Genomic DNA, 23873 nt, shown 5'->3' with positions numbered 1-23873 from the left:
CATAGGGAGGACTGCGGCATCGTTGTCTTTGCCTCATGATCGAAGGCCGTTTGCGCCAAGCCATAGGCCAAAGAGACGATCTGCCACCAAATTGACGTTAAGGTCAAAACGGGCTACCCCGGAAGGACAAGGGTTGCAGAGCGGCAAGGGGCAGGCAGGAGGAGAACCGCCGCCCCGCACCGCCATCTGCGGCCATCCGTGCAGGCGGGAGGAGCCCCATGGACTTTGCCTTGAACGAGGAGCAGCGCGCCTTTCAGGAGGTGGCCGCCAGCTTTGCCCGCGACGAGATGGAGCCCCATGCGCGGGAGTGGGACGAGAAGTCCATCTTCCCGGTGGAGACCCTGCGCAAGGCGGCAGAGCTTGGCTTTGCCGGCATCTATGTGCGCGAGGATCTGGGCGGTTCGGGCCTGACGCGGCTGGATGCAGCGCTGATCTTCGAAGAACTCGCCAAGGGCTGCACCTCGACGGCGGCTTATATCTCCATTCACAACATGACCGGCTGGATGATCGACCGGTTCGGCTCGCAGGAGCTGCGCGAGCGCTATCTGCCGGACCTGTGCAGCATGCGCCGTTTCGGCAGCTACTGCCTGACGGAGCCGGGCGCGGGCTCGGATGCGGCAAGCCTTAGAACCCGCGCTGTGCGGGATGGGGACAGCTACGTCCTCAACGGCACCAAGGCTTTCATCTCCGGCGGCGGGGCGTCGGACGTTTATATTGTCATGGGCCGCACGGGCGGGGAGGGGCCGGGCGGCATCTCCTGCTTCGTCGTGGACAAAGGCACGCCGGGGCTCAGCTTCGGGGCGCAGGAAGTGAAGCTCGGCTGGAAGAGCCAGCCGACGGCGCAGGTCATTTTCGAGGACTGCCGCATTCCGGCAGCAAACCGCATCGGCGAAGAAGGCGAGGGCTTCAGGTTCGCCATGGCCGGGCTTGATGGCGGGCGGCTGAACATCGGCGCCTGCTCGCTGGGGGCGGCGCAGACCTGCCTGGAGCGCAGCATCGCCTATATGAAGGACCGCCAGCAATTCGGCCGTTCCCTATCCACTTTTCAGGCGCTGCAATTCCGGCTGGCCGACATGGCGACGGAACTGGAGGCGGCCCGGCTGCTGCTGCACAAGGCGGCCATGGCCGTCGAGCAAAAGGCGGAAGGTGCCACGCGCCTTGCCGCCATGGCCAAGCGCCTTGCGACGGACACGGGCTTTCAGGTGGTCAACGAGGCGCTGCAGCTGCACGGCGGCTACGGCTACTTGCGCGACTATCCCATCGAGCGTTTCCTGAGGGATGTGCGGGTGCACCAGATTCTGGAAGGCACCAACGAAATCATGCGCGTCATCATTTCGCGCGATCTGATTGGCCGGTGAGAACAGCAACCGGGGAGGCAGAAGAGCATGAGCGAGAGCGCGGACGAGGTTCTGTTCGAGGTGGCGGGGCAGGCGGGGCTGATCACCCTGAACCGCCCCAAGGCGCTCAATGCGCTCAGCCATGGCATGGTCATGGCCATCGCCACCCGGCTGGATGACTGGGAAACGAACCCGGCCATCACCCGCATCGTGCTGCGCGGCAGCGGCGAGAAGGCCTTCTGCGCGGGGGGCGACATCCGCCAGGTCTATGACATGGGCGCGGTGCAGGGCCTCAAGAGCGCACCGGAGCAGACGAGCTTCTTCGCGGACGAATATATCCTCAACAGCCGCATCAAACATTTCCCCAAGCCCTGGGTGTCGCTGATCGACGGCATCGTCATGGGCGGCGGTGTCGGCCTGTCGGTGCATGGCTCGCACCGGGTGGGCACGGAAAAGACGCTCTTTGCCATGCCGGAAACCGGCATCGGCTTCTTCCCGGATGTGGGGGGTAGCTACTTCCTGCCGCGCATGCCGCGCCGCACCGGTTATTACTGCGCTCTGACCTCTGCCCGGCTGAAGCAGGCCGATGCGCTGCTGACCGGCGTGCTCACCCATGCGGTGGCCTCCGCCTCCATCCCGGCACTGACGGACGCGCTCTGCGCCGGGGAGCCGGTGGAGGCAGCGATTGCCCGCCACGCGGTGGAGGCAGGTCCCGCGCCGCTGCTTGAAGTGATGGATGAACTGGAGCGCGTTTTCGGCCTCTCCAGCGTTGACCAGATCTGGCAGGCGCTGGCCGCAAGTGATTCAGACTTCGCACGAAATTGCCTGGGGATGCTGGCCGCCAAGTCGCCCACCAGTCTGGCGCTGACCTTCGAGCAGCTGAACCGGGGCGCGGAGCTGGATTTCAACGGCTGCATGCGGATGGAATTCCGCATTGTCAGCGAGATCCTGAAGCACACGGACTTTTATGAGGGCGTGCGCTCCGTGCTGGTGGACCGGGACAATGCACCGCGCTGGCAGGTGGCAAGTCTGGCAGAGGTGGACAGGACGGGGCTGGCGGCTTATTTCGGAAGGCCAGAGGGCGGCGATCTTCCGCTGCCCTGAGTGAAGCGCGGGCACTGGCTGACAACGCCTGATGCCCCTTCCCGCAAGGCCGGCCATGATCACAAGCTTTCAGGATCTCCTCAAGAACCGCCCGCCCTGGAGCACCGTGCTGCTGTGGTATCTGCGCTGCATGGCGCTGCTGCTGATCGCGGGCGGGGTGATCCACTGGGCCCGCATCGTCGGCTTTGCGCCCTGGCGCGGCGCATGGTTCTGGGAAATGCCGATTGAATGGCAGACGGCCACCGTCTTCTTCGCCGTGCTGGATCTGGTGGCGGCGATCGGCCTCTGGCTGGCGGTGTCCTGGGGCACGGTCATGTGGCTGTTCCGGGCCTTCAGCCAGATCGTCATGCACACGGCTTTTTCCGACATGTTCGGACGGCGGCCTTACGAGATCACGTTCTATCTGGCGACCATCGGCATCTATCTGCTGCTGGTCTATCTGGTGGAGCAGGAACACAGGAAGAAATAGCCGGACCGCAGATGGCCCAAGCCTGGCACGGTTCCGGATGAGACTTTGCGAACCGGGAGGAGTTGCGTCATGGCATCAGTGGGTTTCATCGGTCTTGGCAACATGGGCGGCCCGATGGCGGCCAATCTGGTCAAAGCCGGACATGCGGTAAAGGGGTTTGACCTGTCGCCGGAGGCCAAGGCCCAACTGGAGGCCGCAGGCGGCAAGGCGGTCGCATCCGTCGCCGAAGCAGTACGTGATGCCGATGCGGTGGTTTCCATGCTGCCCGCAGGCAAGCATGTGCGCGCCGTCTACACCGGGGAAGAGGGCGTTCTCGCCAGCGCCCGGCCCGGCACGCTCCTGATCGACAGTTCCACCATCGACGTGGACAGCGCCCGTGCCGTGGCACAGGCGGCCGCTTCCGCCGGCATGGTCATGGTGGATGCCCCGGTTTCCGGCGGCGTTGGCGGTGCGGCTGCCGGAACGCTGACCTTCATGGTGGGCGGCGAGGATGCCGCCTTTGAGCGCGCCAAGCCCTTCCTTGAGGTGATGGGCAAGACCATCGTCCACGCCGGTGGCTCGGGCACCGGTCAGGCCGCCAAGATTTGTAATAACATGATACTCGGCATTTCCATGATCGCAGTTAGCGAAGCGTTTATCCTTGCCGAGCGGCTGGGCCTCGACGCCCAGAAACTTTTCGACATTTCATCCACAGCCTCCGGCCAGTGCTGGTCGCTGACAAGCTACTGCCCGGTGCCCGGTCCCGTGCCGTCCTCGCCCGCCAACCGGGATTACCAGCCGGGCTTCGCGGCGCAGATGATGCTCAAGGATCTCAAGCTTTCCCAAGAGGCGGCGCAGTCCTCCGGTGCGGCAACCCCGCTGGGTGCGCAGGCCGCAGCCCTCTATGCCCTCTTCTGCAATTCGGGCCACGCGGGCACGGACTTCTCTGGCATCGTCCGATTCCTTCGTGGTGAATGAATTCTTTCGATGGATCGAAACAGACGAAAAGTCTCCGGTAAATTTTAAGAGATGATTCAGCGTATCTCTTAAGCGGATTTTAGAAGCGCCTCTGTATGGTCAGTCTCAAGGTGGAAAAAATAACCACCCAATGACAGGTAGAAATATAGAGGCGCAAACAAATGATCTCAGCTAACAGAGCTATGGATGCCGTTGCTCAGGCAGAAGAGGACACGGAACTCAAGCCGCTGTACCTGGAAGCACTGACGCTCGTCGAAAGACTTCACCGCCGTCTTCTTGATGTCATCAAGGACGAGTTCGACCGCATGGGCCGTTCCGACGTGAACAGCGTGCAGGCCCTGCTGCTGTTCAACATCGGCGACAGCGAGCTGACGGCGGGCGAGCTGCGCACCCGCGGTTACTACCTCGGGTCCAACGTCTCCTATAACCTCAAGAAGCTGGTGGAGACCGGTTACATTCATCATCAGCGTTCGCGCATGGACCGCCGTTCGGTCCGTGTCAGCCTGACGCCGAAGGGCCAGGAAGTCGCCAAGATCGTGAATGACCTCTATGAGCGTCACATTCTCTCGGTCGAGCAGGTGGGCGAGATCCACGCCGGTGACTTCGCCATGCTCAACAAGTCGCTGCGCCGCCTGGAGCGTTTCTGGACCGACCAGATCCTCTACCGCCTCTGATCCGCAGGGACTGCAGGCAGCACGAAATGAAAAGGCCCGTGCCGGACACCCGGCACGGGCCTTTCTGTTATGCGGGAGCCAGAAGGGATCAATGTGCCTTGATGACGTCAATCACGGCAGCGCTGATGTCCTGCAAGGCTCCGTTCCGGGTGGCAAAGTCGGCTTTGACATCGGACACGAAAATCACGGCGATCCACGGCGCCCGGTCCGGCGGCGTGATCATGGCGATGATGTTGCGGGTCTGGTCACCGCTGCCGGACTTGTCCGCAATGTGCCAGCCTTCCGGCGCGGTTTTGCGCAGGAGTGCGCCGGTGACGCCGCCGTGGCTCATCCACTCGATCAGCTGATTGCGGGATTGAGGGCTGAGGACATCGCCCAGAAGCAGTTTTTCCAAGGTGGCGGCCATGGCTGCCGGTGATGTCGTGTCCCGGGGATCGCCGGATTTGAACGTGTTCAGGTCAGGCTCCAGCCGGTCGAGACGGCTGACGGTGTCTCCGGTGCTGCGGAAGAACTCCGTCACCGCTTCCGTGCCGCCAAGGCGGTTGATCAGAAGATTGGCAGCCGTGTTGTCGCTCATGTCGATGGTTGCCAGGCACAACTCGCTGAGCGGCATGCTCTGGCCCACTTTTTTCTCCGTCACCGGCGCATAAGACACGATGTCTGACTGGAGAACGGGAAGTTCCTCGTCAAGGGTCAGCGTGCCGGCATCGGCTGCGGACAGGATGGCACCACAGATCGGGGTCTTGATGGTGCTGTTCATCAGGAATCGCTCGTCCACCCGGTTGGCCCATGACCAGCCGCTGCCGGTGTCATGCAGAACCACGCCCACGCGGGCATTCAGCCGGGATTCGATTTTGGCAACAGTTTCAGCGAGCTGAGCGTCCGCCGGGCCGGCTGCCGCCGGGGCTGCCAGCAGCAGGGAGAAGGCAAAAACCTGAGCGGAACGGCGGAGATGGGAAAGCGTTTTTTGCATGATCAATCCTTGGAAATACCGGGCGTATGAAAACGCACTTGCGGCTCTCTGACATCAATTGATGTCATGCGTTCCTTCTATTGCGGCTTGCATTTCGCCCTCAAACGACAAATCCTCAGGTGCGACATTAGGAAAAGTAATGCAATGGACCGTCCCGATATTCCCCTCAATGCGCTGCGTGTCTTTGAAGTCGCCATGCGGCAGGGCAGCTTTACGAAAGCGGCGGTTGAGTTGCGTGTGACGCAGGCGGCCGTCAGCCACCAGATCGCGCGGCTGGAGGATCAACTCGGCGTGATCCTGTTCCAGCGCACCTCGCAAGGCCTCGTGCCGACGGACGAGGCGAGGCTGCTTGCGCCGGTTCTGGAACACAGTTTCGATGTGATTGGCCGGACGCTCGACAGGTTTCACGGCAAGCGGCACGTCGAGGTGCTGAGCATCGGCGTCAACACGACCTTCGCCCTTGGCTGGCTGCTGCCGAGGCTTGAGGCCTTTCAGGCGGCGCATCCCGAGATCGACTTGCGGATTTCGACCAACAACAACCGCGTGGAAATCCTGCGTGAAGGCCTGGATATGGCGATCCGTTTTGGTGCCAGCGGCTGGAGCGGGCATGACGCGCTTCCGTTGATGGAGGCGCCATTGTCACCGCTCTGTGCACCCCGGCTGGCTACACAACTCCGTGAACCGGCTGACCTTGCCAAGCTACTGCTTCTGCGCAGCTATCGCAGCGCCGAGTGGCCGCAATGGTTCGAGGCAGCCCGGACGCTGCCTCCGCCGCTGAAGGGACCTGTCTTTGACAGTTCCGTTGCGCTGGCGGAACTGGCTGCCGAGGGTATGGGGGCTGCGCTGCTTCCTGTTGCGATGTTTCAGCGTCAGATTCGTCAGGGGCGGCTCTGCCAGCCGTTTCCGGTCTCAGTTTCTGCCGGGCGCTATCTTCTGGTCTGGCCTTCGGACCGTCCGCAGACACGGGCAATGGCCGCCTTCGCGCAGTGGATTGCAGATGCCTGCGGTCAGCCTGAGCAAACTGCCCCGGCCGCTCATGCAAAAAACGCAGTGTAGCTTTGCAGCACCAGTGTTCGCGTTTCTGGCAAAGATGTGTTTACTGGACATGTTTCGGCCATAAACCCCTGACTAATGAAACTCATGACTGCTGTGCCATGAGCGCAGGCAGGGGCTGACGATTGCGCAAGGGCTTTCACCGTTTGGGCATGCGGCGGCCGACCGGACCTAGGCTGCAATTTGTTAAGCCGCCGTGTGGTTAACTGGAAGTCACCGGCTGGCAGACCTTGCAGTATCTGCAGATCAGAACTGGTCAGGTGAACCTCCACGCGATGCGAAAGGGAGCGACGGGTGTTGTTGCGCAACGGGAATCAGATCACGAAAGTTTCCGCCACTCTGGCCCGCGCGGCTGTCTTGGCCGGCGCTCTGACGGGCGTTCTTGCCGGAACGGCGCTGGCGCAGTCGCCGCTGGAGGCACTGCAGCAGTATAACAAGCGCGCAGAATGGGAAGACCGTTTTGATGCCACGCTGCAGGACCTGCAGTCGATCAAGACCGCGACGCCGACCCTTGCGCCCCAGACAGCCGAATATGTGGCTTCGGCCATCGACCAGTATGCCATGATCGTGCAGCGCGGCGGCTGGGAACACGTCGCCACGCCGGGCAAGACGCTGCGCATCGGTGCTGAGGACAATATCGTTGCCTCGCTCCGCCGCCGCCTGATCGCATCGGGTGATCTGGAGCAGCAGGCCGGTGTCTCCACCACCTTCGATTCCTACGTCGATTCCGCTCTGCGCCGGTTCCAGGTGCGCCACGGCCTCATCCCGGATGGCACGCTGGGGCAGACCACGCTGGCGGCGCTGAACATTCCGGCCGATGTGCGCCTGCGCCAGCTGGAAACCAACCTTGTGCGCCTGCGGTCCCTGTCGGGTGATCTGGGCGCGCGTTATGTGATGGTGAACATTCCGGCGGCAGAGATCGAGGCCGTTCAGAACGGCCGCGTCCGCTCGCGCCACACCGCTGTCGTCGGCAAGATCGACCGTCAGACCCCGATCCTGAATTCCAAGGTCTATGAGGTCAATTTCAACCCCTACTGGACCGTGCCGGTTTCGATCATCCGCAAGGACCTGATCCCGAAAATGAAGCAGGATCCGGAATATCTGGCCAAGAACAAGATCCGTATCTTCGACTGGAAGAACAACGAACTGGCCTGGCAGCAGATCGACTGGAACTCGGACGAGGCAACGAAGTACCAGTTCCGGCAGGATCCGGGCGAGATCAACTCGCTGGGTGCCATCCGCATCAACTTCCACAACACCCATCAGGTGTATCTGCACGACACGCCGTCGAAGACCCTGTTCGGCACCGACAACCGGTTCCATTCGTCTGGTTGCGTGCGTGTGCAGAACGTGCGTGACCTTGTGTCCTGGATGCTGGAATCGACCACGCCGGACTGGAACCGCACCCGTGTCGACCAGACCATCCGCGATGGCCTGCGGGAAGACGTGAAGCTGAAGACGCAGGTGCCGCTGTACCTGACCTACATCACGGCCTGGGCCAACGAGGACGGCACGGTGCATTTCCGTGAAGACATCTACAACCGCGATGGCCTTTATGGCGACGTGGCAGAGCTGCAGCTGCCTGGGCAATAATACGAACTCTCGATGAACCTTTCTCATCGAGAGTTGGTCAAGCCCGTGCGGCGCCTGAGCGACTTCAAGGCGTGATGCGTCAGCATCGAAAGCCTTGGCATAAGGCTTCGCATCATCAGATGAGACTGGAAAAGGGGGCTCAGGCTCCCTTTTTTCTTGCGCAGCCAACCATCATGCCCATCTGATCCCCATAGGGCGTGTCTTTCATGTGCCGCCCGTTCTTCTGTCTCTGGAGAAACCAGCATGTCCGGCCATGCCAAGGGTGAAGTCTATCTGGAATTCGTGCCCATCGGCCGTCAGGTGAAGGTGGTGGCGATTGATGCGGCGACCGGCGTTGAAGTGTCGGTGATCGGCCCGGTCAATGCGGCGCAGTCGGACCTGCAGGCGCTGGCGCTTCGCAAGCTGGCAAAGCGCCTTTCGGAAGAAAACGGCACGCCCGAGGTGACGCGCGGAGGCTGGACGGCGTAAATTTCCGCGTCATTTCCGGTGCGGACCAGATCCATGCCGGATTTGCGGATCGCTGTGACGGTCTGCCACTTGGTTCACCGGAATGCCTATGCTAAGTGCAGGGCTCCCGAAAGGGCCAATGCCGGAGCAATGTCATTTGCCCGCGCTTGGGCGGAAGAAAGGGCGAAGGGGCCCTTTGTGAATCGCTGAAAAGGACCTAGCCATGTCGATGTCGGATACCTTGGCCGGCGAGCCGATCTACACCGGTTTCTTCACTCAATCTCTGGCTGATGCCGATCCGGATATCTTCGGCGCCATCCAGAAGGAAGCCGGCCGTCAGCAGCACGAGATCGAGCTGATCGCCTCCGAAAACATTGTCTCCAAGGCCGTTCTCGAGGCTCAGGGCTCGGTCCTGACCAACAAATATGCCGAGGGTTATCCGGGCAAGCGCTACTACGGCGGCTGCCAGTATGTCGACATTGTCGAGACGCTGGCGATCGAGCGCGCCAAGGAGCTGTTCGGCGCCAAGTTCGCCAACGTGCAGCCGAATTCCGGCAGCCAGATGAACCAGGCCGTCTTCCTGGCGCTGCTGCAGCCGGGCGACACCTTCATGGGCCTTGACCTGAATTCCGGCGGCCACCTGACCCACGGCTCCCCGGTCAACATGTCCGGCAAGTGGTTCAATGTCGTGTCCTACGGCGTGCGCAAGGACGACCATCTGCTCGACATGGAAGAGATCGAGCGTCTGGCCCATGAGCACAAGCCGAAGCTGATCGTTGCCGGCGGCACGGCCTATTCGCGCGTCTGGGACTGGAAGAAGTTCCGCGAGATCGCCGATGCGGTCGGCGCCTATCTGATGGTCGATATGGCTCACATCGCCGGTCTCGTGGCTGGCGGCGCGCATCCCTCGCCGGTGCCCCATGCCCATGTCTGCACCTCGACCACGCACAAGTCCCTGCGCGGCCCGCGCGGCGGCCTGATCCTGACGAACGACGAAGACATCGCCAAGAAGATCAACTCGGCCGTGTTCCCCGGTCTTCAGGGCGGCCCGCTGATGCACGTGATTGCCGCCAAGGCTGTTGCCTTCGGTGAGGCGCTGCGTCCGGAGTTCAAGGCCTATGCGGCAGCGGTTGCGGCCAATGCCAAGATGCTGGCCCAGACCCTGCAGGAGCAGGGGCTGGACATTGTTTCCGGCGGCACGGACAACCATCTGATGCTGGTGGACCTGCGCCCGAAGAACGCCACCGGCAAGAAGGCGGAGGCCGCTCTTGGCCGCGCCAACATCACCTGCAACAAGAACGGCATTCCGTTTGACCCGGAAAAGCCCTTCGTCACCTCCGGCGTGCGCCTTGGCACTCCGGCCGGCACGACGCGCGGTTTTGGGCTTGCCGAGTTCCGCGAGATCGGCATGCTGATCACCGAGGTTCTCGACGGCCTGAAGGCGGCGAACAGTGAGGAAGGCAACGCGGCTGTGGAAGCTGCGGTGAAGGCCAAGGTGATCGAACTCACCAGCCGCTTCCCGATCTATCCGGCCTGATTGCCTGACTGACGTGTACAAGAACCGGTCCGCGCCCTCCGGCGCGGATCGTTTGCATTCTGAGCGGAATTCGAAGAGCTTACGGCCACCAGATTCTTCGCGCCCATGCGGTGCTTGAGGCTTGGCAGGGCCCTGTATCTCAGGGCCTTGGTATAAGGAACGGATGACATGCGGTGCCCCTTTTGCGGCGGTGAAGAGACCCAGGTTAAGGATTCGCGCCCGACGGAAGACAACACGGCCATCCGCCGCCGCCGTGTCTGCTCCACCTGCGGGGGGCGGTTCACCACCTTCGAGCGGGTGCAGCTGCGTGAGCTGATGGTGGTCAAGCGCTCCGGCCGCCGCGTGCCGTTTGACCGCGAAAAGCTGATGCGTTCCGTCGAGATCGCCGTGCGCAAGCGCCCGGTTGACCCGGAGCGGATCGAGCGTATGGTCAGCGGTATCGTGCGCCAGCTGGAAAGCACCAGCGAAGGCGAGATCACCAGCGAGATGATCGGCACCCATGTGATGGAAGGCCTGAAGACCATTGATGATGTGGCCTATGTGCGCTTTGCATCCGTGTACCGGAACTTCCGCGAGGCGCGCGACTTCCGCGAGCTTCTCGGTGAACTGGGCGGCTTGCCCGGCAATGACGAACCCCAGGAGGATGCGTGAGCGAAGCTGAGGCTGAAGCTGTTGCGCCCGCCGCCGGCAGCAAGGCTGCCGTGACCGGGATTGACCGCCGCCTGATGCGCGCCGCTGCTGCCCTTGCGGCGCGCGGACAAGGGCAGGTCTGGCCCAATCCTTCGGTGGGCGCGCTCATCGTTCAGTTTGATGACGGCGGGCCGGTCATCGTTGGCCGGGGTGTCACCTCCCGCCCCGGCGGCCCTCACGCAGAAGTGAGTGCTTTGCGGCAGGCAGGGGATCTCGCCCGTGACGCTACCTGCTACGTCACGCTGGAGCCCTGTTCCCACTACGGCCGCACGCCGCCTTGTGCGCTGGCGCTGCGCGAGGCAGGTGTCGCCCGTGTGGTGATCGGCTGCCTTGATCCCAGCCCGCGCGTGGCCGGGCGCGGTGTTGCCATGCTCGAGGAAGCGGGCATTTCCGTCTCCACCGGCGTGGAGGAAGACCTCTGCCGCCTGCTGCATGCCGGGCACCGGCTGCGCGTCACCGATCAGCGGCCGGATGTGGTGCTGAAGCTGGCGCTTTCTGCCGATGGCGGCATTGGCCGGGTTGGTGAGGGGCAGGTGGCGATCACCGGCCCGCTGTCACGCAATGTGGTGCATGGCCTTCGTGGCAGCTGCGACGCCATTCTCGTCGGCATCGGCACGGCGCTGGCCGATGATCCGGAACTGACCTGCCGCATGCCCGGCATGAAGGACCGCTCGCCCGTGCGCGTGGTGCTGGACAAGGATGCAAGGCTGCCGCTGAAGAGCCGTCTCGTTCAGTCTGCCGCCGATGTGCCTGTGTGGCTGGTGACGGGCAATCAGGCCGACCCCGAACGGGTGCAGGCGCTGGCCGATGCCGGTGTGCTGGTGATCCGCGTGCCCGCCAATGAAGAGGGCATCGAGCCGAAGATCGCGCTCACGGCGCTGGCCAACCGGGGCGTGACGCGCCTGATGGTGGAAGGCGGCGCCCGCGTTGCCCGGTCCTTCCTGCAGGCCGGTGTGGTGGACGAGACATGGATCTTCCACGGCGTGGCCGAACTCGGGGCAGGGCGCATCCTGCCGTTCGACGGCGGGGCAGGCGGCTTCACCGCCGAATACCCGGATTTCCGTCTGGTTGATACGGCCGTCTATGGGCCGGACAGGCTGCTGCGGTTCCGCCGCAAGGAGAGTTGAGATGTTCACCGGAATTGTCACCGATCTTGGCACCATTCTCTCCGTCACGGATATTCCTGCCGGCAAGCGCACCCGCATTGCCACGGTCTATGACGTGGACACGATCGACATCGGCGCCTCCATCGCCTGCGGCGGCCCGTGCCACACCGTGACGGCCAAGGGGCGCGATGAGACCGGCAACTGGTTCGAGGTGGAAAGCGGTGCGGAAACCCTGCGACTGACCACGGCTGTTGACTGGAAGGCGGGGCAAAAGCTCAATCTGGAGCGCTCCCTCAGTCTTGGCACGGAGCTGGGCGGCCATCTGGTGCTCGGCCATGTGGACGGGCTTGCCCGCATTGTCGAGCGGCGCGACCATCCGGACACGGTCTATTTCCGCTTTGACGCTCCGCGCGCCTTTGCTCCCTTCATCGCCCGCAAGGGATCGGTGGCGCTGGACGGCACGTCGCTGACGGTGAACGAGGTGGAGGGAACGGAGTTTTCCGTCTTCCTCATTCCGCACACTCTGTCGGTAACCACCTGGGCCGAAAGGCAGGTGGGGGACAACGTAAACCTTGAAGTCGACATGATGGCGCGCTATGCCGCGCGCCTTGCCGAATTCCGCGAGCAGGCCTGAGGGGCTCGCCCCCGCAAAAGGCTGGACAAAATCGGGCAGGCATGGTTCCTGACCGCACCTCTCAGACAGAAAGCGACACGACCGATGAGCTCCGCGCCTCACCTCCTGATCATTGAAGCCCGATTCTACGAAGACATCGCCGATGCGCTCTATGAAGGGGCCGCCAAGGCGCTGGACGAGGCGGGGGCGACCCATGACCGGATCGCTGTTCCGGGCGTGCTGGAAATCCCGGCGGCCCTGTCCATGGTGCTGACCTCCATGGAAAACGACGGCACCTTCTATGACGGCTTCGTGGTGCTCGGCTGTGTCATTCGCGGTGAGACGACCCATTACGACATCGTCGCCAATGAATCGGCCCGCGTGCTGATGGATCTCATCGTCGATGCCGACCTTGCCCTCGGCAACGGCATCCTGACGGTGGAAAATGATGAACAGGCCTGGGCCCGCGCCCGGGTGACCGACAAGGACAAGGGCGGTGCTGCCTCGCGCGCAGCGCTGGACATGATCCGTCTTCGGGAACGGCTTGGGGTTTGATCTGACATGACCGGCGAAGCCGATCAGAACAAGGGGCCGGAAATCCGTCCGGCCAACAAGCGTGGTGCCGCCCGTCTCGGGGCGGTGCAGGCGCTTTACCAGATGGACGTAGGCGGCTCCTCGGTGACCGATGTGGTCAACGAGTTCACCGCCTTCCGCCTTGGCAAGGAAGTCGACGGCTACCAGTACCGCGATGCGGACGAGCAGTGGTTCAAGGACATTGTGCGCGGCGTTGTGGCTGAGCAGCTGCGCCTTGACCCGTTCATCCACACCGCGCTGGTGGAAGACTGGCCGCTGAAGCGCATCGACAGCCTGCTGCGTGCCATCCTGCGCGCGGGCAGCTATGAGCTGCTGCGCCGCCGCGACGTGCCGCCGAAGGTGATCATCTCCGAATATATCGACGTGGCGAAGGCCTTCTACGCCGAGGATGAGCCGCGTCTCGTCAACGGCGTGCTGGACCGTCTGGCCCATCAGCTGCGCAGCGCCGAGCTGGAGCCGCTGGAGCCTGCGGCTGATGCCGAAGAAGGTCAGGACGCGCAGGACGGCCAGTAACATGGCCGCTGAGGGGGCATATGCGGGGCTGGGCGAGTTCGACCTGATCGAGCGCTTCTTTGCCCCGCTGGCAACCGCCCCCGGCAGCCTTGCGCTCACCGACGACGCCGCCGTGCTGAAGCCCTCCACCGGGCATGAGCTGGTCCTGACCAAGGACATGCTGGCGGCGGATGTCCATTTCTTTGCCAATGATCCGGCCGATCTGGTGGCGCGCAAGGCCTTGCGCGTCAACCTCTCCGACCTTGCCGCCAAGGGTGCAAGGCCTCTCGGCTATCTGCTGGGGCTTGGCCTTGGCGGGGAGATGGCCGGGAGCGGGGCCGCGCAATGGCTCACCGGCTTTGCTGCCGGGCTCGCGGCCGATCAGGCGGAATTTGCATTCCCGCTGCTGGGCGGCGATACGATCCGCAGCGGCGAGCGCATGGTCCTGTCCATCACCGCGCTTGGCGAAGTGCCGGAGGGCCGCGCCATTCGCCGTAATGGCGCGAAGGCGGGCGATCTCGTCTATGTGTCCGGCACCATTGGCGATTCAGCCCTTGGCCTTGCCCTGCGGCTTGATCCGGAGCTGGCACGCAAGCTCGGGCTGTCTGAACCTCATGCAGAGTTTCTGCTGAACCGCTATCTGCTGCCGCAGCCGCGCGTGGCGCTGGCCTCTGCCGTGCTGTCCCATGCTTCCGCCAGCCTCGATATCTCTGACGGGCTCTGCGCCGATGCGGGCCATGTGGCGCGTCATTCGGGTGTGGATCTGGTCCTCGAAGCGGACGATGTGCCGCTGTCGGATGCGGCCCGTGCTGCACTTGCTGCTGATCCGCAGCTTCTCGCCCGCGTGCTGACCGGCGGGGATGACTATGAGCTGTTTGTCTGCGTGCCGCAGGCGCAAGGGCAGGCCTTTGAGGCTGATGCGGCAGCCGCCGGTGTGCCGGTGGCGCGGATTGGCCGGGTGGAGGCGCCAGCCGCTGACAAGCCAGCTGTCCGTCTGACGCGCGGTGGTCTTCCTTTCACGCTTGCAGGGCAGGGCGGCTTCCGTCATTTTTGAAGCCTGTCCCGGCTTCCCGCAGCGAAGCCATATCTGATCCCCGCAGATAGCCCTGCCAGCCAGTTCTGCCCGGACCCTGCCCAAAAGCCTGGCCAACAGCCTGCCCAAGAGCCCGCCTGGAGCCTGTCATGTCACCTCAGCCCTCCCTTTCGCCTGCGCAGGACGCCGCTGCCGATGGCGACCGCATCGCGCGCCGCAATGCCGCGATTCTTGCCGCAGCACAGGCTCTCGGCGGGGCGACGGCCTCCATCGTCATCGCCACCGGCTCGCTGACTGCGGCCTCGCTTTTGCCGGAAGCCCCTGGCCTTGCAACGCTGCCCATCTCCTGCATGATCCTTGGAACGGCCATCGGCACCCTGCCGGCCGGAGCGGTGATGAAGCGGGTGGGGCGGCGGACCGGTTTTCTGGGCGGCTCGGTTCTGGGCTTCCTCGCTTCGCTGCTGGCGGCCTGGGCCATCCTCATCGGCAGCTTCTGGCTGTTCACACTGGCCTGCGCTCTGGCTGGCACGGTGACGGCCTTCGTCCAGCAGTTCCGCTTTGCGGCCGCCGACACGGCGAGCGATGCCTTCCGCCCCAAGGCAATCTCCTGGGTGATGGCAGGCGGTGTCTTTTCCGGCATCATCGGGCCGCAGACGGTGATCTTCACCAAGGACCTCTTCGCGCCGGTGCTCTTTGCCGGAACCTATGCCGCCCTTGGCGGCCTGTTCCTGCTGATGGGCGTCATCCTCACCTTCCTCAAGGTGCCGCCCGTCCGGGAAAAGGCCGTGGCGGATGCGCAGGCCCGGCCATTGGGCGTCATCCTGCGCCAGCCGTCCTTCATTGTCGCCGCCGTCTGCGGGATCTGCTCCTACGCACTGATGAGCCTGGTGATGACGGCAACGCCGCTGGCCATGATTGGCTGCGGCCTGAGCGAAACCGATGCTGCCCTGGCGATCCAGTGGCATGTGCTGGCCATGTTCGGCCCCAGCTTCTTCACAGGCGCGCTGATCGCCCGTTTCGGCGAGCGGACCATCGTTCTCACCGGCCTTGCGCTGCTGTGCGGCTGTTCCGTGATTGCGCTCATGGGGCTTGAAGTGGCGCATTTCTGGAGCGCGCTGATCCTCTTGGGCATCGGCTGGAACTTCGGCTTTGTCGGCGCCACCAGCATGCTGACGCGCTGCTACCGCCCCGCCGAGCGGGCGACGGTGCAGTCCTTCAACGATTTCCTCGTCTTCGGCTTCGTGGCGCTGGCATCCTTCTCTTCCGGCGCGCTGCTGCACAGCTTCGGCTGGGCGACGGTCAATCTGCTGGTCTTCCCGCTTGTCCTCGTCTGCGTGATCCTCATGTTCGTGCTGGCAAGAGGCACACGTGAACCGGCGTTGTCTTGATTTGTTCCAAGTAAAAACAACCCTTGCGCAACCTGTTTTGCATTGCGGTATTTGCTGGGTAAGTACCTGCTGCGTTGCGGTGCATGTTTTCGTGTCTCTTGCGAAAATAAACGAGGCCAAGGACTTGACCGGCCCCATGTTCATTCTGCTAACGTGACGCTGTTGCGCCTTGCTGCGGAATGAGAGTGGACTTGCCGGAGCCCTGGCGCGCGTCGCAGCCCGTTGGAAGTCAAGATAAAATGCTGTCATAGAACGATCGGATTGCCGGGCTGCCCATTCATTGGGAGGACTCATGACCGAGCTTGTCGTCGTCATTGCCTGCGGCCTTCTGGGCCTGGCTTACGGGGGCTGGGCGATCCAGTCTGTGATGGCATCCGATGCGGGCAACGCCCGGATGCAGGAGATCGCGGGGGCGATCCAGGAAGGCGCGCAGGCCTATCTGACGCGCCAGTACACAACCATTGCCATTGCCGGCGCGGTCATTTTCGTCCTTGGCGCCTGGCTGCTGGGCCTTGCCGTCGCCATCGGCTTTGCGGCTGGCGCCATTCTCTCCGGCCTTGCCGGTTTCATCGGCATGATGGTGTCGGTCCGCGCCAATGTGCGCACGGCGCAGGCCTCCAGCCAGAGCCTTGCAGCCGGGCTGGAGATTGCCTTCAAGTCCGGCGCAGTGACCGGGCTGCTGGTGGCAGGCCTCGCGCTGCTGGGCGTCACGGTCTATTTCGTCATCCTCACCCGCGTTCTCGGCTATGACCCGACGAGCCGTGCTGTTATCGATGCGCTGGTGGCGCTTGGCTTCGGCGCCTCGCTCATCTCCATCTTCGCCCGCCTGGGCGGCGGCATCTTTACCAAGGGCGCGGATGTGGGCGGCGATCTTGTCGGCAAGGTGGAGGCGGGCATCCCGGAAGATGATCCGCGCAACCCGGCCACCATCGCCGATAACGTGGGGGACAATGTCGGCGACTGCGCCGGCATGGCGGCGGACCTGTTCGAGACCTATGCGGTGACGCTGGTGGCCACCATGGTTCTGGCGGCGATCCTCTTTGCCGGAACGGCGGCGACGGCTCCGGCCATGCTCTATCCGATGACCATCGGCGGCGCCTGCATCCTGACATCGATTGCAGGCACCTTCTTCGTCAAGCTGGGGGCCAACAACTCGATCATGGGCGCGCTCTACAAGGGCTTCATCGCCACGTCCGTGCTGTCGCTCATCATCCTGTTCCCGGTCACGTCCTTTGTCTTCGGCGGCATGGGTGTGGTGCTGACCACCAGCGGCGGCCTCTCCTTCACGCCCATGTCGCTCTATCTGTGCGGTGTTGCGGGGCTTGCCGTCACCGGGCTGATAATCTGGGTGACGGAATATTACACCGGCACCGGCTACCGCCCGGTCCGCTCCATCGCCCAGGCATCCGTCACGGGCCATGGCACCAACGTCATTCAGGGCCTTGCCATCTCGATGGAGGCAACGGCTGTTCCGGCGCTGATCATCATCGCGGGCATCATCGTCACCTACTCGCTGGCAGGCCTCTTCGGCATCGCCATTGCGGTGACCACGATGCTGGCGCTGGCCGGTATGGTCGTGGCGCTGGATGCCTTCGGCCCGGTGACGGACAATGCCGGCGGCATCGCCGAAATGGCCGACCTTCCTGCAGAAGTGCGCGTGACGACGGATGCGCTGGATGCGGTGGGCAACACCACCAAGGCCGTGACCAAGGGCTATGCCATCGGCTCGGCCGGGCTCGGCGCGCTGGTGCTCTTTGCCGCCTATACGGAGGATCTGCGCTACTTCATCAGCAACTCGGACCAGTATCCCTATTTTGCCGGGCTGACGCCGGATACGCTCGATTTCTCCCTGTCGAACCCCTATGTCGTCGTCGGCCTCTTCTTCGGCGGGATGCTGCCCTATCTCTTCGGCGGCATTGCCATGACCGCTGTGGGCCGGGCCGCCTCTGCCGTGGTGGAGGAGGTGCGCCGCCAGTTCCGCGAAAAGCCGGGCATCATGGCCGGAACCGAGCGGCCGGATTATGGCCGGGCGGTGGACATGCTCACCCGCGCCGCCATCCGCGAAATGGTCATCCCCTCGCTGCTGCCGGTGCTGTCGCCGATTGTCTGCTTCTTTGCCATCAACGCCATTGCCGGCAAGGCCAATGCCTTCGCTGCCGTGGGGGCGATGCTGCTGGGCATCATCATCACCGGGCTTTTCGTCGCTCTGTCGATGACCTCCGGCGGCGGGGCCTGGGACAATGCGAAGAAATACATCGAGGACGGCCATCACGGCGGCAAGGGCTCAGATGCCCACAAGGCCGCGGTGACGGGCGACACCGTGGGCGACCCCTACAAGGACACCGCAGGTCCGGCGGTCAATCCGATGATCAAGATCGCCAACATCGTCGCCCTGCTGCTGCTGGCCGTGCTGGCGCACTAGGATCAGGGCTTCTGCCACCCAAACAAAAATCCCCCGGAAGGCTCTTCCGGGGGATTTGAACTTCCTGCAGCTCTCCGATCGGCTCAGAGGCCCAGTGACGGGTTGGCCGCGCCGCGCAGGATCTGCGTCAGGAAGCCATAGTCGGAGCCGCCGGTGCGGGTCTTGCGGCCAATGAAGTCGAAGACCTTGCCGTCCTGCATGCCGTAGTTGGCGATGTCCTTCACAAAGCCATCCTTGTCGAAATAGATGGCGACCACCCGCTGCTCGACGATCTTCGGCTTCATGAAGGCGGTCGTCTCGGCGGTCTGGGAAATGTAGTAATAGGCGAGACCGTCAATCTCGGACGTGGTGGACGGCGACCCGAGGACCAGCTCGACATTCTCCTTGCTCGACCCCACCTGCACCTGCTGCAGCATGTCGGGGGAGATGGAATGGCCGTGATTGTAGGTCTGGGTGAAGCATCCGCCTACGGTCAGCCCGAGGAGAATGGGAAGCATCAGCACATGCGCCTTGGTCTTCATTCGTCGTTCCTGTCCCGTCTGAACCGGCCTTGCAGTCCGGTGCGTATTTGAATTCGTTCCTTGGCAAAGCAAGTAACCTGCGTTAGGGCACAAGGCAACACCGTCCGCTCGGGACCAGTCGAGGCATTCCATGGTATTTGGCCTTTTCCGCCGCCGTACCCGGCCATCCGAATACGCTCTTTATGGCGCTATCGTGGCTCAGGCGCGTCAGCCTGCCTTCTACGCAGCACTTTCTGTGCCTGATACCGTGGATGGCCGGTTCGACATGATGATCCTGCACGCTGTTCTGCTTTTCCGCCGTCTGCAGGGGGAAGGCAAGGAGGCTGCTGCCACGTCGCAGGCGGTTTTCGACCTGTTTTTCCGCGATATGGACGCTTCCTTGCGGGAAATGGGCATCAGCGACAACCGCGTGCCGAAGAAGGTACGCAAGATGGCCGAGGCCTTTTATGGCCGTGCCGCCGCCTATGGCGAGGCGCTGGACAGCGGCAATGCGCAGGATCTGGCGGCAGCCATCGGCCGCAACATCTTCACCGAAGCCGCCAATCCGCCGGCTTGCGACAAGCTGGCGCTTTACATGATGGATGCGGTCAAGACACTGGCGGACCTGCCGCTGGATGACATCATGACCGCCAAACTCGCCTGGCCCGACGTGCCGGCGCTTGAGGGAACCCCGAATCATGACTGATGTGCCGACACCCTTTTCGCACCGCTTCCAGGTGGCGCGTCTGGGCAACACGCCAAAGATCGTCGAACTGACCGCTGATGCGGAGGCGCTTGCCCGCATTGCCGAAGCCTATGGCCTCGACAGCCTCACCCGTTTCACCGCCACGCTGGAAGTGCGGCCTTGGAAGAAGGCCGGTGTCTTTGTGACGGGCGATCTGGAGGCCGAGGGGGCGCAGCGCTGCGTCGTCACGCTGGTGCCGCTGCCGATGCACGTGAAGGACCACTTCGAGCGCGCCTATGAGCCGGAACTTGATCCGCGCCGTCGCAACCCGGACCTTGGCGAGGATGGCGAGATCGAAATCGATCTGGAAGCCCCGGAGCCGCCCGATGCGATCGAGGACGGAATGATCGACCTGGGCGCGCTCGTCTGCGAGCAGTTCGTCCTGGCTCTGGACCCGTTCCCGCGCGCAGCTGATGCGGAACTGGAGTTTGAAGCACCCGCAGACGTGGAAGAGGAAGAAGAAAAGCCTTCGCCCTTCAAGGTGCTTGAGCAGCTCAAGAACAAGGACAAGCCATAAGGGGGAGTGGGCGAGGGGCGAAAACGGTTGTTTCCCGCCCCAAAACCGTTATGTTCGCCGCGCTGTACCTGCAAGATGGCGGACTGACCCTTTAGCCACCCCGGCTTGCTGTGGCGGATCTGCCAGCATCAGAGTGGCAGTCTCGAGATGCTTTCACGGCCTCCGGCCCTGATGAGCGCTCCCAAGCGAATGGACGACAAGAACCTTCAGATGGCAAAACCCATTCATATTGCCCTTGATGCCATGGGCGGCGACGCCGGTGCCGAAATGGTGCTGCCGGGGGCGGAGATTGCGCTGCTGCGCCACCCCGGCATCCGGTTTCTGATTTTCGGGCAGGAAAAGATTGTCCTGCCGCTTCTGGAAAAATACCCGCGCCTGCGCGATGCCTCCACCTTCTTCCACTGCGAAGTGGCGGTGTCCATGGACGCCAAGCCCAGCCAGGCGCTGCGCCAGGGGCGCTGGCGCTCCAGCATGTGGCGCGCCATCGAGGCCGTGAAGAACGGCGAGGCTGACGTGGCCGTGTCGGCGGGCAACACCGGCGCGCTGATGGCCATGTCCACCTTCTGCCTGCGCACCATGGCCAATATCGACCGCCCCGCCATCGCCGCCATCTGGCCGACGGCACGCGGGGAAAGCGTGGTGCTGGATGTGGGCGCCACCATTGGCGCCGATGCACAGCAGCTGATCGATTTCGCCATTCTGGGCGGGGCAATGGCCCGGGCCCTCTTCGGGGTTGAAAAGCCGACCGTCGGCCTGCTCAACATTGGCGTGGAAGAGGTGAAGGGCCTTGAAGAGGTCCGCACCGCCGGCCGCATCATGCGCGAGGCGCCGTTCCGCTCCTTCTCCTATGCCGGTTTCGTTGAAGGCGATGATCTGGGCAAGGGCACCGTCGATGTGGTGGTGACCGAAGGATTCGCCGGCAACATTGCGCTGAAGACCGCAGAAGGCACCGCCAAGCAGATTGCAGGCTATCTGCGCGCTGCCATGAACCGGTCGCTGTTCTCCAGGCTCGGTTACCTGCTGGCCCGCGGCGCCTTCAACCAGTTGCGCGAGAAGCTTGACCCGCGCAAGGTGAATGGCGGCGTGTTCCTCGGCCTCAACGGCGTCGTGATCAAGAGCCATGGCGGCACCGATGCGGAGGGCTTTGCCAGCGCCATCGCCCTTGCCCATGACATGGTACGCAACGAACTTCTGCAAAAGATCTCCCAGGACCTCGTCCACTATCACCGTGGCCGTTTTTCCGTGTCCGCTGAAACTCCCGAAGGTGACGAGTGACCACCATCCGTTCGACCGTTCTCGGCTGCGGCAGCTATCTGCCCGAGAAAATCCTCACCAATGAAGACCTCGCCCGTATGGTGGACACCACCGACGAGTGGATCGTGCAGCGCACCGGCATCCGCCAGCGCCACATCGCCGCCGAGGGCGAATTCACGTCCCATCTGGCGATCAAGGCCGCCGAGCGGGCTCTCGCCCATGCGGGCCTCACGGCGCAGGATATCGACACCATCATTCTGGCAACCGCAACGCCGGACAACACCTTCCCGTCCACGGCGGTGCAGGTGCAGGCGGCTCTCGGCATGCGCCACGGTGTGGCCTTCGATGTGCATGCGGTGTGCTCGGGCTTCGTCTTTGCCCTGACGACGGCAGATACGTTCATCCGCTGCGGCCAGGCAAAACGCGTTTTGGTGATCGGTGCTGAGACCTTCTCCCGGATTCTGGACTGGAACGACCGCACTACCTGCGTGCTCTTCGGCGATGGCGCCGGCGCGGTGATTCTGGAAGGGCGGGAAGCCTCCGGCACCGTGGCTGATCACGGGATCTTGACCTCGCATCTGCGCTCGGACGGCCAGCACAAGTCCAAGCTCTATGTGGATGGCGGTCCCTCCACGACCCAGACGGTCGGCCACCTGCGCATGGAAGGCAAGGAAGTCTTCAAGCACGCAGTGGGCATGATCACGGACGTGATCGAGGATGCCTTCAAGGCCACGGGCCTGACCGGTGAAGATCTCACCTGGTTCATCCCGCATCAGGCCAACCGGCGCATCATCGACGCCAGCGCAAAGAAGCTTGATATTGCGCCGGAAAAGGTGGTCGTCACTGTCGATCTTCACGGCAACACCTCTGCCGCGTCTATTCCCTTGGCACTTGATGCTGCCGTCAAGGATGGCCGCGTGAAGTCCGGTGACCTCATCATGCTCGAGGCCATGGGCGGCGGTTTCACCTGGGGTTCGGTCCTGTTGCGCTGGTAAGCAGTTTTGACGGGGCTGTGTCATCACCTTGCGTGAAGCTGACAGCGCTCATATCTGCGGTTGACCCTCGTTTCCGGACGCAATACCGTACGTCCGGAAAAGAAGTTCCACTGCAAAATCAGCCGGATCACGCTCCGGGCGAGGAGGAGGCATGGGTAACAGGACCATCACGCGCGCTGACCTTTGTGAGGCCGTCTACCAGAAGGTAGGTCTGTCCCGCACGGAATCCTCCGAACTGGTGGAGCGGGTGCTTTCTGAGATTTCGGATTGCCTGGTGACGGGCGAATCCGTCAAGCTCTCTTCCTTCGGGTCATTCCTTGTCCGCTCCAAGGGGGAGCGGATCGGGCGCAATCCGAAAACCGGCGAGGAAGTGCCGATTTCGCCGCGCCGGGTGATGGTTTTCAAGCCCAGCAACATACTCAAGCAGAAGATCAACGAGTCGCTGGCAGGCAACGGCAGCGACTGAGCTTCCGGACCGGTGACGCAGCATGAGCATGTCTGAAAAAAGCCCGGACGCCTTCCGGACCATCAGCGAAGTGGCGGAAGATCTCGATCTTCCCCAGCATGTGCTGCGCTTCTGGGAGACCCGCTTCACCCAGATCAAGCCGCTGAAGCGCGGCGGCGGGCGGCGCTATTACCGCCCCGATGACGTGGAGCTGCTGCGCGGCATCCGCCATCTTCTTTACGGTGAAGGCTACACGATCAAGGGCGTCCAGCGTATCCTCAAGGAGCAGGGACCCCGTTTCGTCATGCAGATCTGGCGCGAGGACGCCATTCCGCTGGCGGCCGCTCCGCGCATGGATGACATGGACGACGAGGACGGTGCAGCCGTGCCCGCGCCGCCCCAGCGCAAGCCCCAGGTGGTGATGCAGGAGCCGGAGCCCCCGCGTGATACGGGCGGCCTGCCGAGCGAGGTTCTGCCGCGCGGGCTTCTGGCGGACAATGATCCGCGTGCTCACGCCGCACAGGGCAAAGGCTTCCGCTTCATGGAGCGCTTCCTCTCCGACCGCAACGAAGAGGCGGGCCTTTCCAAGGACGACGTGCGCCGGCTTCAGGCGACATTGTTCGAACTTCTGGAATGCAAGCGCCTGCTGGATCAGGCGCGGTAGGGCGCGGGATGTGCTGAACGCCGCCGGACTGATCAGTCCGGTGCAGGGCACGCGCAGCTTTTGCTCAAGCTTTAACCCCGCACTCCGTCACGCCATGACTTGATCATGGCACTCATTCCCCTGCCTTTCCGCACGGTTTGCACGTCGAATATGGTGGAGAAAAGCTTGTCCGGATCGGGATGAGGGGGCACGGCATGGATGGCATGATCAGGTCATGCCATAACGAAAATGGATGGGTTGAGGGGGCAGGAGAGGGGCTGAGACGAGCGGG

25 protein-coding genes are annotated in these 23873 nt (G+C 63.3%); 23 read left to right on the top strand and 2 right to left on the bottom strand.

The genetic code is table 11. The features are described 5' to 3' along the window. The first annotated feature begins 218 nt into the window (after positions 1-218). The 5 genes from IF10I1_RS18380 (at position 219) to ldtR (ending at position 4541) form a co-directional block, all read left to right on the top strand. Entirely contained in the window at positions 219-1358 is a 1140-nt protein-coding gene (locus tag IF10I1_RS18380; protein ID WP_186393776.1) for an acyl-CoA dehydrogenase family protein, read from the top strand. A 27-nt stretch (positions 1359-1385) separates the two neighbouring features. Beyond that, on the top strand, positions 1386-2441 hold the full coding sequence (locus IF10I1_RS18375) for an enoyl-CoA hydratase/isomerase family protein (protein WP_186393775.1): 1056 nt from the start codon (positions 1386-1388) through the stop codon (positions 2439-2441). Positions 2442-2496: 55 nt separating this feature from the next. Continuing rightward, entirely contained in the window at positions 2497-2910 is a 414-nt protein-coding gene (locus IF10I1_RS18370; RefSeq protein ID WP_050471303.1) for a DUF6163 family protein, read from the top strand. 45 nt (positions 2911-2955) lie between these two features. Next, positions 2956-3867 carry a 3-hydroxyisobutyrate dehydrogenase gene (gene mmsB / locus IF10I1_RS18365; RefSeq protein ID WP_256387622.1) on the top strand — a complete coding sequence of 304 codons (912 nt, stop codon included), beginning with the start codon at positions 2956-2958 and terminating at the stop codon, positions 3865-3867. 161 nt (positions 3868-4028) lie between these two features. Next, on the top strand, positions 4029-4541 hold the full coding sequence (gene ldtR, locus IF10I1_RS18360) for a transcriptional regulator LdtR (RefSeq protein ID WP_026355281.1): 513 nt from the start codon (positions 4029-4031) through the stop codon (positions 4539-4541). Positions 4542-4629: 88 nt separating this feature from the next. Here ldtR and bla read toward each other — a convergent pair whose 3' ends face one another. Further along, a complete protein-coding gene (gene bla / locus IF10I1_RS18355; RefSeq protein ID WP_208977381.1) occupies positions 4630-5514 on the bottom strand; it encodes a class A beta-lactamase in 885 nt (294 codons plus the stop codon). A 144-nt stretch (positions 5515-5658) separates the two neighbouring features. Between bla and IF10I1_RS18350 the strand changes: the two genes are divergently transcribed. From IF10I1_RS18350 to IF10I1_RS18295, 12 genes are all read left to right on the top strand, one after another. After that, on the top strand, positions 5659-6570 hold the full coding sequence (locus IF10I1_RS18350; protein WP_186394032.1) for a LysR family transcriptional regulator: 912 nt from the start codon (positions 5659-5661) through the stop codon (positions 6568-6570). A gap of 297 nt (positions 6571-6867) precedes the next feature. Continuing rightward, a complete protein-coding gene (locus IF10I1_RS18345; RefSeq protein WP_094463748.1) occupies positions 6868-8160 on the top strand; it encodes a murein L,D-transpeptidase in 1293 nt (430 codons plus the stop codon). Between the two features lie 243 nt (positions 8161-8403). Further along, on the top strand, positions 8404-8628 hold the full coding sequence (locus IF10I1_RS18340; RefSeq protein ID WP_186393773.1) for a serine hydroxymethyltransferase: 225 nt from the start codon (positions 8404-8406) through the stop codon (positions 8626-8628). A gap of 208 nt (positions 8629-8836) precedes the next feature. Beyond that, on the top strand, positions 8837-10144 hold the full coding sequence (gene glyA / locus IF10I1_RS18335; protein ID WP_050471412.1) for a serine hydroxymethyltransferase: 1308 nt from the start codon (positions 8837-8839) through the stop codon (positions 10142-10144). A gap of 168 nt (positions 10145-10312) precedes the next feature. Next, complete coding sequence (gene nrdR, locus IF10I1_RS18330) at positions 10313-10795, top strand: transcriptional regulator NrdR (protein WP_019962538.1); 483 nt, start codon at positions 10313-10315, stop codon at positions 10793-10795. Next, the gene (ribD, locus tag IF10I1_RS18325; RefSeq protein WP_186393772.1) at positions 10792-11961 is read left to right on the top strand and encodes a bifunctional diaminohydroxyphosphoribosylaminopyrimidine deaminase/5-amino-6-(5-phosphoribosylamino)uracil reductase RibD; all 1170 of its coding nucleotides are present in this window, start codon (positions 10792-10794) and stop codon (positions 11959-11961) included. The genes nrdR and ribD overlap by 4 nt, the downstream gene beginning before the upstream one ends. A 1-nt stretch (position 11962) precedes the next feature. Then, entirely contained in the window at positions 11963-12574 is a 612-nt protein-coding gene (locus tag IF10I1_RS18320; protein WP_186393771.1) for a riboflavin synthase, read from the top strand. A gap of 84 nt (positions 12575-12658) precedes the next feature. Next, a complete protein-coding gene (gene ribH, locus IF10I1_RS18315) occupies positions 12659-13108 on the top strand; it encodes a 6,7-dimethyl-8-ribityllumazine synthase (protein WP_050471310.1) in 450 nt (149 codons plus the stop codon). Between the two features lie 6 nt (positions 13109-13114). Further along, a complete protein-coding gene (nusB, locus tag IF10I1_RS18310) occupies positions 13115-13660 on the top strand; it encodes a transcription antitermination factor NusB (RefSeq protein ID WP_058900219.1) in 546 nt (181 codons plus the stop codon). Position 13661: 1 nt separating this feature from the next. Then, entirely contained in the window at positions 13662-14693 is a 1032-nt protein-coding gene (gene thiL / locus IF10I1_RS18305; RefSeq protein ID WP_186393770.1) for a thiamine-phosphate kinase, read from the top strand. A gap of 128 nt (positions 14694-14821) precedes the next feature. Beyond that, on the top strand, positions 14822-16060 hold the full coding sequence (locus IF10I1_RS18300; RefSeq protein ID WP_186393769.1) for an MFS transporter: 1239 nt from the start codon (positions 14822-14824) through the stop codon (positions 16058-16060). A gap of 292 nt (positions 16061-16352) precedes the next feature. Beyond that, positions 16353-18482: a sodium-translocating pyrophosphatase gene (locus IF10I1_RS18295; protein ID WP_186393768.1), complete on the top strand. Its 2130-nt coding sequence runs from the start codon at positions 16353-16355 to the stop codon at positions 18480-18482. An 83-nt stretch (positions 18483-18565) separates the two neighbouring features. On the opposite strand, the gene IF10I1_RS18290 is transcribed toward IF10I1_RS18295, so the two are convergent. Beyond that, positions 18566-19003 carry an outer membrane protein assembly factor BamE gene (locus IF10I1_RS18290; RefSeq protein WP_050471315.1) on the bottom strand — a complete coding sequence of 146 codons (438 nt, stop codon included), beginning with the start codon at positions 19001-19003 and terminating at the stop codon, positions 18566-18568. Positions 19004-19133: 130 nt separating this feature from the next. On the opposite strand from IF10I1_RS18290, the gene IF10I1_RS18285 reads away from it, so the two are divergent. The 6 genes from IF10I1_RS18285 to IF10I1_RS18260 all read left to right on the top strand — a co-directional run bounded on the left by IF10I1_RS18285 (position 19134) and on the right by IF10I1_RS18260 (position 23602). Further along, positions 19134-19688: a ubiquinol-cytochrome C chaperone family protein gene (locus IF10I1_RS18285; RefSeq protein ID WP_019962529.1), complete on the top strand. Its 555-nt coding sequence runs from the start codon at positions 19134-19136 to the stop codon at positions 19686-19688. Next, entirely contained in the window at positions 19681-20244 is a 564-nt protein-coding gene (locus IF10I1_RS18280) for a DUF177 domain-containing protein (protein ID WP_050471316.1), read from the top strand. Before IF10I1_RS18285 ends, IF10I1_RS18280 begins: the two co-directional genes overlap by 8 nt. Positions 20245-20454: 210 nt before the next feature. Next, the gene (gene plsX / locus IF10I1_RS18275) at positions 20455-21519 is read left to right on the top strand and encodes a phosphate acyltransferase PlsX (RefSeq protein ID WP_186415447.1); all 1065 of its coding nucleotides are present in this window, start codon (positions 20455-20457) and stop codon (positions 21517-21519) included. Further along, complete coding sequence (locus IF10I1_RS18270; protein ID WP_050471317.1) at positions 21516-22493, top strand: beta-ketoacyl-ACP synthase III; 978 nt, start codon at positions 21516-21518, stop codon at positions 22491-22493. The genes plsX and IF10I1_RS18270 overlap by 4 nt, the downstream gene beginning before the upstream one ends. 151 nt (positions 22494-22644) lie before the next feature. Beyond that, the gene (locus tag IF10I1_RS18265; RefSeq protein WP_019962525.1) at positions 22645-22959 is read left to right on the top strand and encodes an integration host factor subunit alpha; all 315 of its coding nucleotides are present in this window, start codon (positions 22645-22647) and stop codon (positions 22957-22959) included. Positions 22960-22981: 22 nt separating this feature from the next. Next, the gene (locus tag IF10I1_RS18260) at positions 22982-23602 is read left to right on the top strand and encodes a MerR family transcriptional regulator (protein ID WP_050471318.1); all 621 of its coding nucleotides are present in this window, start codon (positions 22982-22984) and stop codon (positions 23600-23602) included. The last annotated feature ends 271 nt before the right edge of the window (positions 23603-23873 follow it).

Source organism: Pannonibacter sp. I15F10I1, assembly GCF_900185665.1.
Taxonomy (GTDB): Bacteria; Pseudomonadota; Alphaproteobacteria; order Rhizobiales; family Stappiaceae; genus Pannonibacter; species Pannonibacter indicus.
Note: the sequence above shows the minus strand (reverse complement) of the source record. Positions and strands in the feature narration are given on the sequence as shown.